Annotated in this window: 14 protein-coding genes; 12 read left to right on the plus strand and 2 right to left on the minus strand. The window is 37.0% G+C overall.

The genetic code is table 11. The features are described 5' to 3' along the window. Positions 1-52: 52 nt before the first annotated feature. Together BN3107_RS05375 and BN3107_RS05380 are read right to left on the minus strand one after the other, a co-directional pair. Positions 53-2,071, minus strand: a complete 2,019-nt coding sequence (locus tag BN3107_RS05375) for a serine aminopeptidase domain-containing protein (RefSeq protein ID WP_058306595.1) — start codon at positions 2,069-2,071, stop codon at positions 53-55. Between the two features lie 217 nt (positions 2,072-2,288). Beyond that, positions 2,289-3,470 (minus strand): Gfo/Idh/MocA family protein, encoded by a 1,182-nt coding sequence (locus BN3107_RS05380; protein ID WP_058306596.1) that lies wholly within the window; start codon positions 3,468-3,470, stop codon positions 2,289-2,291. Positions 3,471-3,608: 138 nt separating this feature from the next. Here BN3107_RS05380 and BN3107_RS05385 point away from each other — a divergent pair, with 138 nt between their 5' ends. The 12 genes from BN3107_RS05385 (at position 3,609) to BN3107_RS05445 (ending at position 16,634) form a co-directional block, all read left to right on the plus strand. Further along, complete coding sequence (locus BN3107_RS05385; protein WP_058306597.1) at positions 3,609-4,418, plus strand: helix-turn-helix transcriptional regulator; 810 nt, start codon at positions 3,609-3,611, stop codon at positions 4,416-4,418. Between the two features lie 182 nt (positions 4,419-4,600). Beyond that, positions 4,601-5,752, plus strand: coding sequence for a Gfo/Idh/MocA family protein (locus BN3107_RS05390; RefSeq protein WP_058306598.1), 1,152 nt, complete (start codon positions 4,601-4,603; stop codon positions 5,750-5,752). Positions 5,753-5,764: 12 nt separating this feature from the next. After that, positions 5,765-6,943: a dihydrodipicolinate synthase family protein gene (locus BN3107_RS05395; RefSeq protein ID WP_058306599.1), complete on the plus strand. Its 1,179-nt coding sequence runs from the start codon at positions 5,765-5,767 to the stop codon at positions 6,941-6,943. Then, positions 6,940-7,761 (plus strand): sugar phosphate isomerase/epimerase family protein, encoded by an 822-nt coding sequence (locus BN3107_RS05400; RefSeq protein WP_058306600.1) that lies wholly within the window; start codon positions 6,940-6,942, stop codon positions 7,759-7,761. Before BN3107_RS05395 ends, BN3107_RS05400 begins: the two co-directional genes overlap by 4 nt. 144 nt (positions 7,762-7,905) lie before the next feature. Beyond that, entirely contained in the window at positions 7,906-8,313 is a 408-nt protein-coding gene (locus BN3107_RS05405) for a hypothetical protein (protein ID WP_058306601.1), read from the plus strand. Positions 8,314-8,530: 217 nt separating this feature from the next. Next, positions 8,531-9,046 (plus strand): DoxX family protein, encoded by a 516-nt coding sequence (locus BN3107_RS05410; RefSeq protein WP_058306602.1) that lies wholly within the window; start codon positions 8,531-8,533, stop codon positions 9,044-9,046. 56 nt (positions 9,047-9,102) lie between these two features. Continuing rightward, positions 9,103-9,618 carry a DoxX family protein gene (locus tag BN3107_RS05415; RefSeq protein WP_058306603.1) on the plus strand — a complete coding sequence of 172 codons (516 nt, stop codon included), beginning with the start codon at positions 9,103-9,105 and terminating at the stop codon, positions 9,616-9,618. Positions 9,619-11,340: 1,722 nt separating this feature from the next. Beyond that, positions 11,341-11,817, plus strand: coding sequence for a hypothetical protein (locus BN3107_RS05425; protein WP_058306605.1), 477 nt, complete (start codon positions 11,341-11,343; stop codon positions 11,815-11,817). Positions 11,818-11,960: 143 nt separating this feature from the next. Continuing rightward, on the plus strand, positions 11,961-12,638 hold the full coding sequence (locus BN3107_RS05430) for a GntR family transcriptional regulator (RefSeq protein WP_058306606.1): 678 nt from the start codon (positions 11,961-11,963) through the stop codon (positions 12,636-12,638). 18 nt (positions 12,639-12,656) lie between these two features. Continuing rightward, the gene (locus BN3107_RS05435) at positions 12,657-14,693 is read left to right on the plus strand and encodes an alpha-glucuronidase family glycosyl hydrolase (protein ID WP_058306607.1); all 2,037 of its coding nucleotides are present in this window, start codon (positions 12,657-12,659) and stop codon (positions 14,691-14,693) included. Between the two features lie 20 nt (positions 14,694-14,713). Continuing rightward, the gene (gene uxuA, locus BN3107_RS05440) at positions 14,714-15,808 is read left to right on the plus strand and encodes a mannonate dehydratase (protein ID WP_058306608.1); all 1,095 of its coding nucleotides are present in this window, start codon (positions 14,714-14,716) and stop codon (positions 15,806-15,808) included. Next, the gene (locus BN3107_RS05445; RefSeq protein WP_058306609.1) at positions 15,789-16,634 is read left to right on the plus strand and encodes an SDR family oxidoreductase; all 846 of its coding nucleotides are present in this window, start codon (positions 15,789-15,791) and stop codon (positions 16,632-16,634) included. The genes uxuA and BN3107_RS05445 overlap by 20 nt, the downstream gene beginning before the upstream one ends. The last annotated feature ends 61 nt before the right edge of the window (positions 16,635-16,695 follow it).

The following is a 16,695-nucleotide window of genomic DNA, read 5'->3' on the forward strand; positions in this document are numbered from 1 at the left end:
TGTTTACTATAAAGGGACAATCAATATCCATTTCATTTCTCTGTTCTATAGTTTATAAAATTGTATATAAAGCTGTATTTGCTAGTGTAATCATTGTCATTAGGATTGTATTCAGAAATGTTCCAACGTACACATTTCCTGTTTTTCGATAGAAGTATCGATTAAATACTGCTGCGATTAGGAGTACTGGCACTAAGCCAATAACTATAATAGATGACAGTGATTCTGCAGGATAACCTGCTACACCTGTGGTAAATAATAAACCATAATGATAGCCTAAATACAGCATTAAGCCACCAATAAACATGAGAATTGCCACGATGTAGCCTTTTAAACCTTCGAATTTCTTACTCGCCGTATTTATATTAACGGATAAACCTACTACAAAATAGTATATGAAGAATAATGGTGCATATTTTAGCAATGCTACGACATGATGTCCTTCAAATGTTTTTACCGCAAATGTCCATAGACGGAAATCTGTCTTGAATATCGCATCAATTAAGAATAGAAGGGCATAACCAATAATTACTGCGATAACCGCTGTTGTTAGTCCAGCAATAATTGATTTTATGCTTGCTTTCACACCATAATTTGCTATAGTGGCACCCTCGGCTTTCTTGGTAACAAAATGGTGGACCACTATAATCATTAAGGTTATGATCGCAACATTAATTGCCCAATAGACAATAGGATTCCCTGTTGGGGCACCTAAAAACTCATTGACATCAATTAGTGTACTCTGATTTCTTAAATAAAAATACTGTATCAGACTCAATACAAGCATAAATATCGATGCCGCTTTAATATTTTTGTTTGCATTTTTAATAAGAGCATAAATAACTAGTACAGCTGATACAAGAATAACAATCATGCTAACTTGGCGAACAAGCCTCATTCCTGTCATATCTCCACTGTAGAAAGTAGTGAATAATAATGCTGGAAATAGCGCGCCAAATAACATTAAAATTAGATTTGTTAACCGACCACCAGGTGTCTTCGGAGCTGGAAGTGGTGCAGGTTTTGATGTGAAAACATTATTTAAGAATGGCAGTTTTGTTAGTAAATTGATCACAGGAATAAATAGCAAAAAGAACCCTATTAATGCTAAGAATGAGAACCACTCTTTATACATCCATGACTGGCTTTCTTCACCAGTAGTCACCAAGTTGTTATAATCAGCGAATGCCATATCATAAAAATCTATTACATGTCCTGTAGTAGTCATTGAAAAGTGATTCCAAGGGTGTGTTTCATTTGGCTGATAAATAATTCTCGTCCCATCATCTACTTGATAAGCTTCACCAGCGACTGCATTTTCAGGATTCCCTAAAAAGGCTTGTCCTTCTTCCGTAGATACATAATCTTTCTTCACAACTGGTTGACCGGCCCCTGCTGCCTCAGCATCAAAGAAAAATTCATCATAAACACCTGCGATTTTCCCAGCTGTCCTTGGCCCATACGCAGCAACAATGTCTTCCACACTATATTCTAAGGCCTTTATCCACTGGTAATCAGAACCCATCGTTAAATAACTATTAATTTTTCGTATACCGGTTTCTTCAAAAGCCATTTCATCAAGAATAACCGCATGTGTAGATGAGAAGCCGCCCATCGAATGACCCGAAACAGAAATAATACCATTACCATTTTCATCCTTCAATACGTAATCTTGTTCATACACATACTGAACGGCATCATAGATTGAATTCGGCCAGAAGGAGAAGAATGGAATCGGTTTTTCCATGGTTCCTACAGAATGACCGTGATCATATTGGTCTAAAGCCAACACAACATAACCTCTTTTAGACATTTCAATAGCTTGTGGTGCTTGCATTTCAGCCGAGTTTAAATAACCGTGAGTTGCAACGATCGTTGGTCTCGGTTGTTCATCAGCTCCGTCTGGTTTATATAATAGACCTGATAATTGACCACTAGCAGTTTCAAAAGATATCCTCGATACATCCACCTCTCCACTAGAACTATTGGATTGATAAGCAATAAAACTACCAATAAAAACGAGTAACAATGATACAAGCAATAAAACGATCGATTTCTTTAAATTACCCATAATATCCTCCTTCATATTATATTGTTAACAAATGTAATTAAGATAAAAAAAAAAGACACATTAAACCCCCTTGAATTTAAAAAATATCCAAAGAAATTAATGTGTCTCCAAATCTCATCACAAAATATTAACTTAAAATTTAGTATACATTTATTTGTTAACGCTGTCAATTTAAAACATTAGACCATAGTCTCAGGCCCTTTTTCCTGAAATTGTTTTATACTTTTACTATATCTCCCGCTGTGCTCCATTCGATGCCTAGGTCGTTCGGTAAGCAAAATTGGTGGTAGCATTGTTTTAACGTTTCATCAAGTCCTTGGACGGTTGTTAATTTGTTTTCTTCATTATACGCAACCCAATGCACCGGGAAATTTGGAATGTCTTGAACCGATTGATGCATGCCGTAAATTGCTTGAACATGCGCTCTTGCTGCTTCAGGTCCACATAATATACTCTGATCTTCCGATTGGATCGCTTTTATCATGACCCCTAACTTTGCTAAATGATTCTGCTCAGGATCCTCGTATACTTTTTCTTTTCCATCATGCCATTTTGCTACAATTTCACTTCTCTCGCCATCTGGATGATATGTTATGGTTGCATCCTCAAATTCTAGCTTGTACTTTGGACGGTGCTCATCCGCCACGGCATGTGATGCAAGATAAATGATCTCCACGTCGTTTTTAGTATGTAAATGAACGGCACAAGTATCAAATGTTTCAATCGGATTCGCACGATATAATTCGGCAGAAATTTGATCAATTTCAGCACTTTTTTCAATTTTATCACCAGATAAATATAATAAATGATGCAAGAAATGAGCTGTGGCATTATTAGCGACACTGTCAAAAATCATATCACCATTCGGACTAAATTTTTTCCCTGCCCATCCAGAGCGATTAAAATAATCAGCATTTCGTGGCCACAATACGAGGCTTTTCATTCTTAACGGTCTACCAAACTGTCCTTTGAGAATATCTTGTTTCAGTTCTTGTACTGAATCGGTGAATGACCAATTGAAACCAATTGCTAATTTTTTGTTTGTGCGATCTCTCGTCTCGATCATTTCCTGTAAATGCTTAGGATTTGCGGTAGCAGGCTTTTCACAAAGTACATGACTACCTTTTTCCATGGCTAGACATGCTTGATCCCTATGTAAATGAATCGGGGTAGAAATGATCGCCAAATCAGCTTTATTTTCTTTATAAAAATCTTCTAATGAATCATAAATAGGTATGTTTCGATCGATGATTTCTTGATGATAGTTCGACCTTTTTGGAGCAACATCGACAACACCTTCCACTAATGCGCTTTCATTTTCTTTGCTGAATAGGCTTTTTAAATAGACGTTTCCATAACCACCAATTCCGACTAACACAATGGAAACTACGGTTTTCATAATGAAATCTCCTCACTTTTTGCTTTTTTAAAATATAATACATTATAATAGAATATATCATAACTTCCTAATTTTCGCAGTAGCGCTTGATAAATTACTAGAAATTATGCAAAATAATCTGATAAGTGGGGGAAGTGTATGCTAAGAGATATTTTAATAGAACCGTTTGGTGTTCAATTATATGAAAGTAAACACCATGCAGGGGACAGAATAGAAGAACACCACCATCAAGTGTACCAGTTAATTTATACATTAGAAGGTACAGGACAAATTCGTTTAAATGGAAAAGAATATCAACTTGTACACGATCATTTAACGTTTATAACACCGTTAACACCACATGCGATTGTGTCTGATCATAAATTAACGGTATTAGTATTAGCTTTTGACCAGCGCGTGATTAATTCTACTAATCAGAAGTTGTTCGAAAAGTCTTTGTTTGAATCAAAGTTCATTGGATTAAATCCATTTAATAGTAGTGAGATTCGCCAATTATTAAGGACTATGCTGTATGAACAATCAAATCACAGCCTTCATCAGGAGATTGCACTAAAAATCTATTTATCGCAATTACTCTTGTTGATTTCCCGTGGCGAAAAAAACTGGGAAACAAAAGATGCGAATACACTTAGAGCGGACCGGTTACGAGATTATATCGATTCCCATTATTATGACTGGATTCATGCTGAGGATCTTGCTTCAAGATTAGGAATCAGTACGCGACATATGAACACTATTTTTAAAGAAACGTATAATATGACACCTATTCAATATTTAACAGAGGTTCGCGTAGGATTAGCTAAAAAAATGTTAGTGGAGACGGATAAAGACATTGCATCGATCTGTTTTGAGGTCGGCTTTGAATCTATATCTACTTTTTATCGAGCATTTAAAAACATAACAGCTATATCACCTAATAAGTATCGGACCAATCAAAAGCACAGTTGATAGTAAATCATTAGAAGTTGCCAGTAAATCGTGAAAGTTGCCAGTAAATACGCTGAAGTCGCCAGTAATCCCATCAATAAATTCATTTCCGATTTTAAGAAATTCGTTCTTAGATTAATAAGACGGATTTTTTTTATTGCGTTAACATAGAGGTATCATAGCAATTGAAAGGGGAAAACAAAATGGCGCAGCAAAAAATCGGGATTATTATGAATGGTGTAACAGGAAGAATGGGCACGAATCAACACTTAATTCGTTCAATTAAAGCGATTAGAGAACAAGGTGGCGTATTATTAAAAAATGAAGATACATTAATGCCAGATCCTATTTTGATTGGTCGAAACGAGAAAAAATTGAAAGCGTTAGCAGAAGCGCATGGTATTGAACGTTATTCAACAGATTTAGAAGCAGCTCTTGCTGATGACTATAATGTGATCTATTTTGATTCACAGACAACCGTTCGACGTGCAGATAGTATTAAGCAAGCAATTGCAGCAGGAAAACATATTTACTGTGAAAAACCGACGGCAACGAATTTAGAAGGTTCTGTTGAACTAGCAAAATTAGCTAGAGAAGCTGGTGTGAAAAATGGCGTAGTACAAGATAAATTATTTTTACCTGGTTTATTAAAGTTAAAACGATTAATTGATTCCGGCTTTTTCGGAAAAATGTTGTCCGTAAGAATGGAATTTGGTTATTGGGTGTTTGAAGGAGATTGGCAGGAAGGTCAGCGTCCATCATGGAATTATCGCAAGGAAGATGGTGGTGGTATTATCGTTGACATGTTTGCACATTGGCGTTATGTGATTGATAATTTATTTGGAAATGTGAAGTCTGTATCCTGTTTAGGTGCGACACATATTCCAGAGCGTGTAGATGAAAACGGAGATAGATACAAAGCAACAGCAGACGATGCTGCTTACGGTACATTTGAATTAGATAATGGTGTTGTCGTGCAGGCAAATTCATCTTGGGCGGTACGTGTAAATCGCGATGATTTATTAACAATTCAAGTCGATGGAACGGAAGGCAGTGCAGTAGCTGGTCTTCGCGATTGTAAAGTACAACATCGTGTGAACACACCGAAACCTACCTGGAATCCAGACATTGAGAATCCGTTTGATTTTGAAGCACAATGGCAGAAAGTACCGACAAATGATGTGTTTGACAATGGATTCAAAGTACAATGGGAGCAATTTCTTAAGCACGTAGTTGAGGACGCGGAATTCCCGTGGGATTTATTAGAAGGAGCAAAAGGTACTCAACTATCTGACCTTGGCTTAAAATCGTGGGAAGAAAGACGTTGGGTGGATGTACCAGAAATCAAATTGTAAGGAGGTAGTAGAATGACAAAGCTAATTTTACCAAATAAGGATCGCAAACTATACACATATGAAGCAAGTCCATTCACACCTTTTGACATACCAAAAGATAAACCTTTTCAAAAAAGGACAGCATATTCAGCTGCACATGTGGTCGCTGATCCATTAGCTGACGCAGATCCGACCTTACATTCTCAAATTGATTGGGATAAAACGATGGCATACCGTCATTACTTATGGTCACTTGGATTATCAGTTGCTGAAGCAATGGATACCGCACAACGTGGAATGGGGTTAAGTTGGGAAGGCGCTAAAGAACTAATATCTCGTTCGATTAAAGAAGCTAAGTCTGTTAGTGGTAACATCGCAAGTGGTGTTGGGACAGATCATCTAGAAGTTTCTTCAACTGTTACTTTAGAAGATGTCGAACAAGCATACGAAGAACAGGTTTCATTTGTCGAAGGTGAAGGCGGAAAAATTATCTTAATGGCAAGTCGTGCACTTGCAGCTTGTGCAAAAGGACCAGAAGATTATCAACGCGTTTATAATAAAATTTTACAAAATGTTTCAGAGCCAGTTATCTTACACTGGTTAGGAGATAAGTTTGATCCAGCATTAAAAGGTTATTGGGGTCATCAAGACATAGACGAGGCCATGGATGTCTGTTTACAAATTATTCGTGATAATGAATCAAAGGTAGATGGAATTAAAATCTCGCTTCTAGATGATCAGAAGGAGATCGAAATGCGTAGACGTTTACCAGATAGTGTGCGCATGTATACAGGGGATGATTTTAATTATCCAGAATTAATTAAAGGTGATGAAAAAGGGTATAGTCATGCCTTACTAGGAATCTTTGATGCGATAGCACCAGCGGCGGCAGCAGCTATGCATGCTCTAGATGCAGGAGATCTTCAAAAATATGATCAACTTCTGGAAAAAACGGTACCATTATCACGTCATATTTTCCAAGCACCAACCTTCTCCTATAAAACAGGTGTTGTCTTTATGGCATACTTAAACGGTCACCAAGATCACTTCCGTATGATTGGCGGAAAAGAAAGTGCGCGCTCTATTGTTCATTTATCGGATCTATTTGTAATGGCTGACGAGGCAGGACTCCTCAGAGATCCAGAAATGGCAACAAAAAGAATGCAACTGGCACTTGAATTAGCGGGTGTTAAGCAGGAGGGTCACCGATGACAAATGACAAACTAATGAGTCGACTTAGTCTTAATCAAATTACAACAGAACAATGGAATTTACAAGAAGCTGTTGAAGGTTGTGTCCGTCATGATATACCTTGGATTTCAGTGTGGCGTCATAAAATAGAAGAAATCGGTCTTCAACAATCAAAACGATTAATTCAAGATGCTGGGCTACAAGTTTCGAGTGTATGTCGAGGTGGAATGTTTCCAGCTGCAACGGCCAAAGAACGAGCAGAAAAAATAGACGATAATAAAAGAGCCATCGAGGAAGCTGCTGAATTGGGAACAGACACACTTGTACTTGTTTGCGGACCAAGTGCTGACAAAGATATCGACACTGCAAGAGCTCAAGTAGCTGAAGGCATTGACAAGTTAGTTCCATATGCGAAAGATCATGGAGTAAAGCTTGCTATTGAGCCTTTACATCCGATGTTTGCAGCCGATCGCTCTGTTATTAATACATTAAACCAAGCGACTACAATTGCCGAAAAATATAGTGCAAACGAAGTTGGTGTGATCGTCGATGTTTATCATGTATGGTGGGATCCAAATCTTTATCACGAAATAGAAAGAGCAAAGGGAAGAATTCTAGGCTTTCATGTTTCTGATTGGAAAGTGCCAATGGCAGATATGTTTAAAGGACGCGCGATGATGGGTGAGGGCGTCATTGAAATAAATAGAATGAGAAAAGCAGTGGAAGATGCAGGTTATCATGGTCCGATCGAAGTAGAGATTATTAATCAATCTTTATGGGATCGAAGCGGGGATGATGTTTTAAAAGAGGTAACACAAAGTTTTGCAAAACATGTATAGGTGTGGAAAGTGCGACTAAAAAGAGTCGCACTTTTTCTATGTCTAATAAATGAAATTATTTACTTTTTTATTTTTCAATGGTAATTTAGTAGTATGATAATGTGACGCTTGGAGGGGAGAGTCCTGAAGAATAATCAAGATTCAATGCCGGTTTATATTACAATAGCACTAGGAATTACTTTACTAATAGGTGTGGGGTGGTTTGTCAAAAGCTACCTTAGTGGTGACACTGTCTTTAATAATAATGCTATTCAACAATATCCTTACGCTCTTCACGATTCAAGAGATATAAGTGAAATGAATCATTATGAGCAAAACAGTATAAGTATAGCAAATGATAATGATGACGAACTAGAAGACAAAGAAGAGAAAGATGAGTTAAGCGAGTCTCTAGAAGAAGATGAAGAAATGGAAAGTTATCATAATGCGGAAATAGAAAATGAACGATATACTAGTAATAACGATCAATCTACGAATAACGTAGATCATTCCGTTCAAAGTTCATCAGATAATGGCGAACGAGGAGTTCGTGAGGATGTATATGGTAGATAATTTACTATCTAAAAGAAGCAACTGTTTCTGATCTATAAACGGTTGCTTCTTTTATAAATCCCTTGTCACATTTTAGACATAAAACATTGAACAAAATGTGAAATAGTGAACAAAGTAATTGAATTAGTTTATAAACATGATATGATATAAGTGTAGTAAAGATAAACATTCACATAAATGAATGTGAAATATTGAACAAATAAAAGGAGTGAGTTAAATGTTTGTTGAATTTTTAAGGAAAAATGTTTATGTCGCAGGTATTTTAGCAATTATTCGTATTTATTTAGGGTATCAGTGGATGACAGCAGGTTGGGGTAAAATTACAGGTGGTTTTGATGCATCAGGTTATTTACAAGGAGCAATCGGAAAAGCAGGTGGCGAACATCCAGCGGTACAAGGATGGTGGGCAGCATTCCTAGAAGGTGTAGCATTACCGGGAGCTGATATATTCACATTTCTTGTAATGTGGGGAGAGTTTTTAGTAGGTATAGCTCTTATCATTGGCTTATTTACAAATTTTGCAGCCTTAATGGGAATTATCATGAACTTCGCATTTGTATTCAGTGGTACAGTAAGTACAAATGCTCAAATGATTTTACTAACAGTATTTTTACTAGTAGCAGGTTATAATGCAGGTCGCTTTGGAGTAGATCGTTATGTAATTCCATTTATTCGTAAATTTGCAGAGGAAAGAAAAAATCGAACAAAAGCAGTAGTGGCAGAAACCCATTAATTTTTAGTTTATTATGTGAAATTGTGAACAAAAAAACAATTTAGGGAGTGTTTAAAATGTTTGTGAATTTATTAAGAAACAATAAAGTAGTTGCAGGGCTGTTAACATTCATTCGAGTTTATATTGGTTATCAATGGTTAGTAGGTGGTTGGGGCAAGATAACAGGAGGCTTTGATGCGGAAGGTTTTATTCAAGGCGCCATAGGTAAAGCGACAGGTGATCATCCTGCAGTGCAAGGTTGGTGGGCTAGTTTTCTAGAAACAGTAGCATTACCAGGTGCAGATATATTTACTTTCGTAGTAATGTGGGGCGAATTCTTAGTTGGTATTGCTTTGATCCTTGGAGTGTTTACTAATTTCGCAGCCTTAATGGGAATCATCATGAACTTTGCCTTCTTGTTCAGTGGAACCGTGAGCACGAATGGTCAAATGATTTTACTCACATTATTCTTATTAGTAGCTGGATATAATGCAGGTCGATTCGGATTAGACCGTTACGTTGTCCCATTCTTAAAAGCAAAAGTATTCCACAAAAACGAGCAAGCGTATGTTAAACCAGCAGAAATGCATTAAGTAAAAAACACGCTCTAATTAAAAGAGCGTGTTTTTCTATTGATAAAAAAAGTACTATCATTCTCAATGCATCTCCTTGAATCGTTTTCATTTAAATGAAGCATAAAGTTATTGCACATTTGGAAGATACTGCGAAGTAAATATAGTGCATTTTTTGAGATGATATTTCTGCTAAGCAATCGCTCCGGCTGCCCAGGAGTAGCCGTCAAGGCTGAGAATCTAATGGAGTGAAAGTCTCCTGTCATCAATTGACCGGTTCGGATGACTAGTATATCCAATGCGTGGTGAGGTAACGAGTCACGTTCTGCTTGGAAGTAAAAGTCACTGCGGCTCAACTTTACGCAGAGAGAGTATGGGTCGGAACAGCTAGAGTGGCGAGCAAATCTAGAGGCTAGAAGGCTTTAACGAATACTGCAGCTCCGAAATCGAGCGCCCTTCAGAAGCTGTTGAAGGGATGTCTGTGATGCGCCGACCTGGTTGGGCAATGGGGAAGGCCGATGTTCTATGGGAAGTAACGGTCAAGAGCACCATAGAAGCAGCCGGAGTAGGGGTTCTGGCATCTAGAGAAAGATTTTCAGAGATAACGACGGGAAAGTCCTACTTCCAGCTGGGATGACAACAACCAGCAAAGACCAACCATATAAGTGACAAGCGAAAATGGTTAGGAGGATTTAGGATGGACGCATGAGGTCGTAGTAGCGAAGAGGAAAGGGTAATGCCTTTCTAAGCTTATGGAATGAAGCTTCTACAAAGGTAACACCAGAGTAGAGCGAAGGACCTCTGGGCGACTGGGCGTCCGTGTCAAAGAATAAACAGAACACAGAGTCTGTTGAATGATTGGCATAAGACTAGCATATAAGTAAACTTATGTATCAATGGGTGAACATGCGTGTCAGCATTTAAACCTGGGATACATAAGGAAGGCTTATATAGCGATAGAAACCCAGTGTCAGAACCGGACTCGGGAAATCCGACCGTCCGGGATCGTATGGGGGCTGCAGGAAACGTGGTTCTATTGAATGCGCGCGCCTGCCATCTACCCGACCTTCCCTTTCCGTGGCTTTTCTCCTTAGCTAACTTTTCCAAGCAAAGATCGCTTGGAAAAGTGGATCTTCGGATAAAACAATCCCACAGGAGTTGAAGCGGGCGGCCTCCGCTAGTATAAGGTGCGACAATGTATGCAGGAGCTAGCATTTCGATTTTTATGCCCAAGTGGATGACTGTGATATTCTTTGCAAAAAGCTCAAGTGATAACTGTCACAAACGTTGTAAAGCAACATGACAGCGAAGTGGCCGGTCGGAGCGGTATATTAGCACATGAGTCATTTCAAAATTACCAAACCGGTTATTGCGTAGTTTCCCATCTATACGTATTATAGCTAGTTCGTGTGTTTTAAGATTTATCAGTATTGATTTGTGATCACCAACTTATCATTAAACAAAAAAAGGCACCCTATTTTACAATAGGGTGCAAAGGGGGACAATCTATTTTGAATCAAAATACTGTACATGGATTCACACCGATTAAGGCGTGAACAGTATATGTACACAACAACTATTACTGTAACCGTTTTCAGTATATAAAATTTAGAAAACGATTACAATAGGTAATTAGGACTATTTTATTTGTGAGTAACTCAGAATAATAATATATATATTATTTGAATATGCTTTATAAAGGCATCTAGGAATTATATTATAATTATAAAATGGGTGATAAAATTGAGAAAAAAACGATATTACTCTCGAAAAAATTACACTAAACTCATTCTAGTGACAGCAGTGAGTACTATTATTGTTATTCTAGTGATCTATATTTTTAACAGCCTATTCTCTACTGAACAAAAAGTAATCAATTTTGTTGAAGATTTTTATCAGTATGAACAACAAGGAGATTTTTCAAATTCATGGGAACTATTTCATTCTCAAATGAAAGAAAAATTCGATAAAACTAGTTATATACAAGATCGAGCACATGTATTTTTTGACCACTTTGGAGTGGATACATTTGAGTTCACATTAACAGATGCAGAAAAAATTGAAGGGTATCAGCTTGATCAGGAAAACAACTTTCCTCAAACAGCTTATAGATTAACCGTAATTTATTTTTATGAAAGTAAATATGGCTATCTGGAAATCCATCAGCCGGTTATTGTTTTAGAAGAGGATCAAAAATGGACAATGCTGTGGGAATACTAGTTATAAAATTAATTAGTGGTACATTCATTTGTAATTATATAAAAGTTTATTTATTTTGATAATCAATTAAGTTTTTAAAGTTGAATTAAAGAAGTAAAAACAGTATAATGAATCTACCATACTAGTATAAAGAAGGTGTAGGAATGGTTACTCAAAACCAAAGAACCAGAGGATCATCACGTGATTATGTGTATGATACTATAAAAGCGCAAATTATGAATGGTGATATTGCGCCGGGCACAAAATTATCTGAAAAAGAAATATCGGAAAAATTAGATGTGAGTCGAACGCCTGTAAGAGAAGCATTCTTAAAGTTAAATCAAGAAGAACTATTAGGCGTCTTTCCTCAGATTGGTACTATTGTAACAAAAATTGATTTAAAACTTGTAGAAGAAGGCCGATTTGTTCGAGAAAATATCGAAAAAGCAATTGTCAAAGAGGCTGTGGAAACGATGAAAGAGGAAGATTTAATACAATTAGAATCCAATTTAACTCTTCAAGAGTTTTCATTAGAAAAAGGCTCTTTTCAACGTTTATTTGAATTGGACGATGAATTTCACCAATTATTATATAAAGGGTGTGGTAAAAACCGCACATGGGATATGGTTAAGCGCATGAATATCCAGTTTGATCGCTTACGCTTACTACGTTTGTCGGTAAATCATGATTGGAATATTATTGTTTCGCAACATAGAAAGATTTTTGAAGCAGTTTCTTTAAAGAATACTACTTTGGCTGAACAGTCTACCATAGAACACTTACAATTAGTAGATATTGAAAAAAATAAATTAAAGCAAGAACATCCAGAATTTTTTGTGTAATTAAGGAGGAATTTAGAAATGACTCGTACTAAATATAATATGTGGTTACAATATCGGCCGATTTCTGACACGACGCAATATGAACAATTAATAAATGAAATTAGTGTTTTTGGTCATACACCTGCTATTGAAGCAGCTAAACAAGAACTACATATGGCACTATCTCAAATGCTAAATCAATCAGTCGACGTAAAAGAGAACGATTTTTCAGGGAAAATTGTAATCGGTACCACAAAAGAACTTGAAAATGTACTTGATGCAAAACAAATTCAAAAGTTAAAGGCTAGCAATGATGAAGGGTATCTTCTTTCTAGTAGCGATCATCAATTAAAAGTGATTGGAAATTCTGATCGCGCCGTATTATATGGAGTGCACCATTTAATTCGTTTAGTACAACTTGAAAAAGATCTTCGGAATCTTGAGATGTATCAACAACCGAAAAATCAATTCCGTATGTTAAATCAGTGGGATAATCTAGATGGAAGTGTGGAAAGAGGGTATTCTGGTAAATCGATATTTTATAAAAATGGGAAGATTGTTCAAGATAAATCGAGAATTAAGGATTATGCCAGGTACCTTTCATCTGTTGGAATTAATGCTATTTCTATTAATAACGTTAATGTCTGGAAAGAAGAAACCTACTTTATTACAAAAAAATATTTACCAGAAATTAAAGAAATTGCTGATATATTTAGAGCGTACGGTGTTACATTATATTTAAGCATTAACTTTGCCAGTCCAATGGCTATAGGTGGTTCATCAACAGCAGATCCATTAGATCATTCTGTACGAGAGTGGTGGAAAGATAAAGTAACAGAGATTTATGAATATATCCCTGATTTTGGTGGATTCGTTGTCAAAGCGGATTCCGAACATCGACCTGGACCTTTTACATATGATCGAGATCATGCAGATGGTTCCAATATGTTAGCGGAAGCATTAGCACCTTTTGACGGTAAAGTAGTCTGGCGTTGTTTTGTTTATAATTGTTTACAAGATTGGCGTGATCGTTCAACAGATCGCGCAAGAGCGGCATTTGATCACTTTAAACCATTAGATGGGCGTTTTCATGAAAATGTTATTTTGCAAATCAAAAATGGACCAATGGATTTCCAAGTAAGAGAACCTGTTTCCCCTTTGATAGGTGCAATGCCAAACACCAATCAAATAATAGAATTTCAAGTAGCCCAAGAGTATACAGGTCAACAGATTGACTTGTGCTATTTGATTCCACAATGGAAACAAGTATTACAGTTTGATACACATATCAAAGGTGAAGGTAGTAGTATAGAAGAAATTGTGGCTGGAAATATTCATCATTATAAATACAGTGGAATTTCAGCGGTTTCCAATATTGGTGATGATGAGAATTGGACAGGAAACACACTAGCGCAAGCTAACCTTTACGGGTATGGTCGTTTAACGTGGGATCCTTCACTTTCAGCAGAGGAGATTGCTCAAGAATGGATTATGCAAACTTTTGGTAATGCAGAAGCAATCATTGAAACAATAGAAGACATGTTATTAAACTCATGGGGAATTTATGAAAATTATACTGCACCTCTCGGAGTAGGTTGGATGGTAACACCGGGTGTTCACTATGGTCCAAATATCGATGGATATGAATATTCGAGATGGGGAACCTATCACTTTGCTGATCGATATGGAATAGGTGTAGATCGAACCAAAGAAACAGGTACAGGATATACAGAACAATATGAGGAACCAAACCAGTCCACATATAATAACTTGGAGCACTGTCCTGATGAACTGCTTTTATTTTTCCATCACGTACCATACAAGTATACGTTAAAAAGTGGAAAAACAATCATCCAACACATTTATGATACTCATTTCAAAGGGTTTGATCAAGTCGATGGTCTGATTGAAAAATGGGATAGTCTAAAGCATTTCATTGATGAAGATCGTTTTAAAAATGTGCAAGATCGGCTGCAAAGACAAAAAGCGAATGCTCGAGAATGGCGTGATCAAATTAATACTTATTTCTATCGGAAATCAGGGATAAATGATCAACATAATCGCACTATTTATTGAGCAAAGAGGAGGTATGCACGATGAGAATGGTCTTTCGCTGGTTTGGTGAGGGTAATGATAGTGTTACACTTCCTCAAATTAAACAAATCCCAGGTGTTGAAGGAATTGTTTGGGCATTACATGACATTCCAGCAGGAGAAGTATGGCCTGTGGATCGTATTCAAGCTATAAAAAAACAAGCAGATGCATATGATTTTCACCTTGATGTAGTAGAAAGTGTTAATATTCACGAATCGATCAAATTAGGTCATAGCGAACGAGATTATTATATTAATAATTATATAGAAACAATAAAAAACTTAGCTTCGATTGATGTGAAGGTAATTTGCTATAACTTTATGCCGGTATTTGATTGGGTACGAACTAATTTATTTGGTTCGTTACCAGATCAATCTACTGCATTGTTTTATGAAAAAGCTAAAGTAACTGACATGAATCCATTAGATTTAGTTAAAAAAATTGCTGCCAATCCGGATTACACGATGCCAGGATGGGAGCCGGAGCGATTAGAAACATTGAAAGATTTATTTGCTGCTTATCAGAAAGTAACTACAGAAGAACTTATGGATAATTTGCAATATTTTCTCGAAAAAGTGATTCCAATCTGTGAAGAATATGATATTAAGTTAGCAATACATCCTGATGATCCACCATGGGAGATATTTGGCCTCCCCCGCATTGTTACTACACAAGAGCGTTTGCGTGAAATCGTCAATTTAGTCCCTAGTAAATATAACGGTATTACCTTGTGTTCTGGTGCTCTTGGTGTTCGAGAAGATAATAATATCATTTCAATGATTCACGAATTTAAAGAACGCATTCATTTTGCTCATATCCGTAATGTCAAATTATTTAAAAATGGCGATTTTATCGAAACCTCTCACCGTACTGAAGATGGATCATTACCAATTAATCAAATTGTTGAGGCTTATCATGATATTGGTTTCGATAGTTATGTAAGACCTGATCATGGTCGACATATTTGGGATGAACAATGTCGACCTGGTTATGGTTTATATGATCGAGCTCTTGGTATTATGTACTTGTGGGGGCTCTGGGATGCCCTGAGATTATCAAAACGAAAGGATGAGCAATATGTTACCAATACACACTAATCTATCGAATAAAGTAGCTGTCGTAACAGGCGGTGGTGGTGTTTTATGTGGTGAGATGGCAAAAGAATTAGCACGACAAGGCATGAAAGTGGCTGTATTAAATCGAACTCTCGAAAAAGCAGAAAAAGTAGTTGATGATATTAAAGCAAAGGGTGGAGAAGCAATTGCGATCGGTTGTGACGTATTAGATCGGGAAGCCGTGCTTGCTGCGGAAAATCAAGTATACCAAACATATGGTGCTTGTGATGTACTCATTAATGGAGCAGGGGGAAATCATCCCGACGGTACCACTGCAGGAGAAAAGTTTAATAAAGAGGACCTCACTGATCCTTCCATTCGTACTTTTTTTGATATGACAACCGAAGGATTCTCATCCGTATTTAATTTAAACTTTATAGGTTCTTTAATTCCAACGCAAATCTTTGCTGAACGAATGGTAGAACGAAAAACAACAGTTATTAACATTTCTTCGATGAGTGCACCTAGTCCGATGACAAAAGTGCCTGCTTATAGTGCGGCAAAAGCTTCGATCAATAATTTTACTCAATGGTTGGCAGTTCATATGGCGGAGGCTAACGTCCGTGTCAATGCCATTGCACCAGGTTTTTTCTTAACCGATCAAAACCGTTCTCTTTTAACCACTGAAGATGGTAGCCCTACACCAAGAATGCAAAAGATTGTTGATCACACACCAATGCGCCGGTTAGGATCATCTGAAGACTTATTGGGAACATTACTTTGGCTCGTAGATGAAGAAGCGAGTGGGTTTGTAACCGGAACTTGTATTCCGGTGGATGGTGGATTTATGGCATATAGTGGAGTTTAAATTGTGCTTGATGTGACACTTGTGATTGTTATCGAAGATACTGACGTATAAAGGTAGGTGA

Source organism: Gracilibacillus massiliensis (assembly GCF_001458115.1).
GTDB classification, from domain to species: Bacteria; Bacillota; Bacilli; order Bacillales; family Amphibacillaceae; genus Gracilibacillus; species Gracilibacillus massiliensis.

Excerpts from the sequence above, each read along its gene's own strand:
- BN3107_RS05400 (WP_058306600.1), top strand. The coding sequence starts at position 6,940 with ATGACAAATGACAAACTAATGAGTCGACTTAGTCTTAATCAAATTACA.
- BN3107_RS05375 (WP_058306595.1), bottom strand. The coding sequence starts at position 2,071 with ATGGGTAATTTAAAGAAATCGATCGTTTTATTGCTTGTATCATTGTTA.
- BN3107_RS05390 (WP_058306598.1), top strand. The coding sequence starts at position 4,601 with ATGGCGCAGCAAAAAATCGGGATTATTATGAATGGTGTAACAGGAAGA.
- BN3107_RS05435 (WP_058306607.1), top strand. The coding sequence starts at position 12,657 with ATGACTCGTACTAAATATAATATGTGGTTACAATATCGGCCGATTTCT.
- BN3107_RS05405 (WP_058306601.1), top strand. The coding sequence starts at position 7,906 with ATGCCGGTTTATATTACAATAGCACTAGGAATTACTTTACTAATAGGT.
- BN3107_RS05430 (WP_058306606.1), top strand. The coding sequence starts at position 11,961 with ATGGTTACTCAAAACCAAAGAACCAGAGGATCATCACGTGATTATGTG.
- BN3107_RS05410 (WP_058306602.1), top strand. The coding sequence starts at position 8,531 with ATGTTTGTTGAATTTTTAAGGAAAAATGTTTATGTCGCAGGTATTTTA.
- BN3107_RS05395 (WP_058306599.1), top strand. The coding sequence starts at position 5,765 with ATGACAAAGCTAATTTTACCAAATAAGGATCGCAAACTATACACATAT.
- BN3107_RS05380 (WP_058306596.1), bottom strand. The coding sequence starts at position 3,470 with ATGAAAACCGTAGTTTCCATTGTGTTAGTCGGAATTGGTGGTTATGGA.
- BN3107_RS05385 (WP_058306597.1), top strand. The coding sequence starts at position 3,609 with ATGCTAAGAGATATTTTAATAGAACCGTTTGGTGTTCAATTATATGAA.
- uxuA (WP_058306608.1), top strand. The coding sequence starts at position 14,714 with ATGAGAATGGTCTTTCGCTGGTTTGGTGAGGGTAATGATAGTGTTACA.
- BN3107_RS05445 (WP_058306609.1), top strand. The coding sequence starts at position 15,789 with ATGTTACCAATACACACTAATCTATCGAATAAAGTAGCTGTCGTAACA.
- BN3107_RS05415 (WP_058306603.1), top strand. The coding sequence starts at position 9,103 with ATGTTTGTGAATTTATTAAGAAACAATAAAGTAGTTGCAGGGCTGTTA.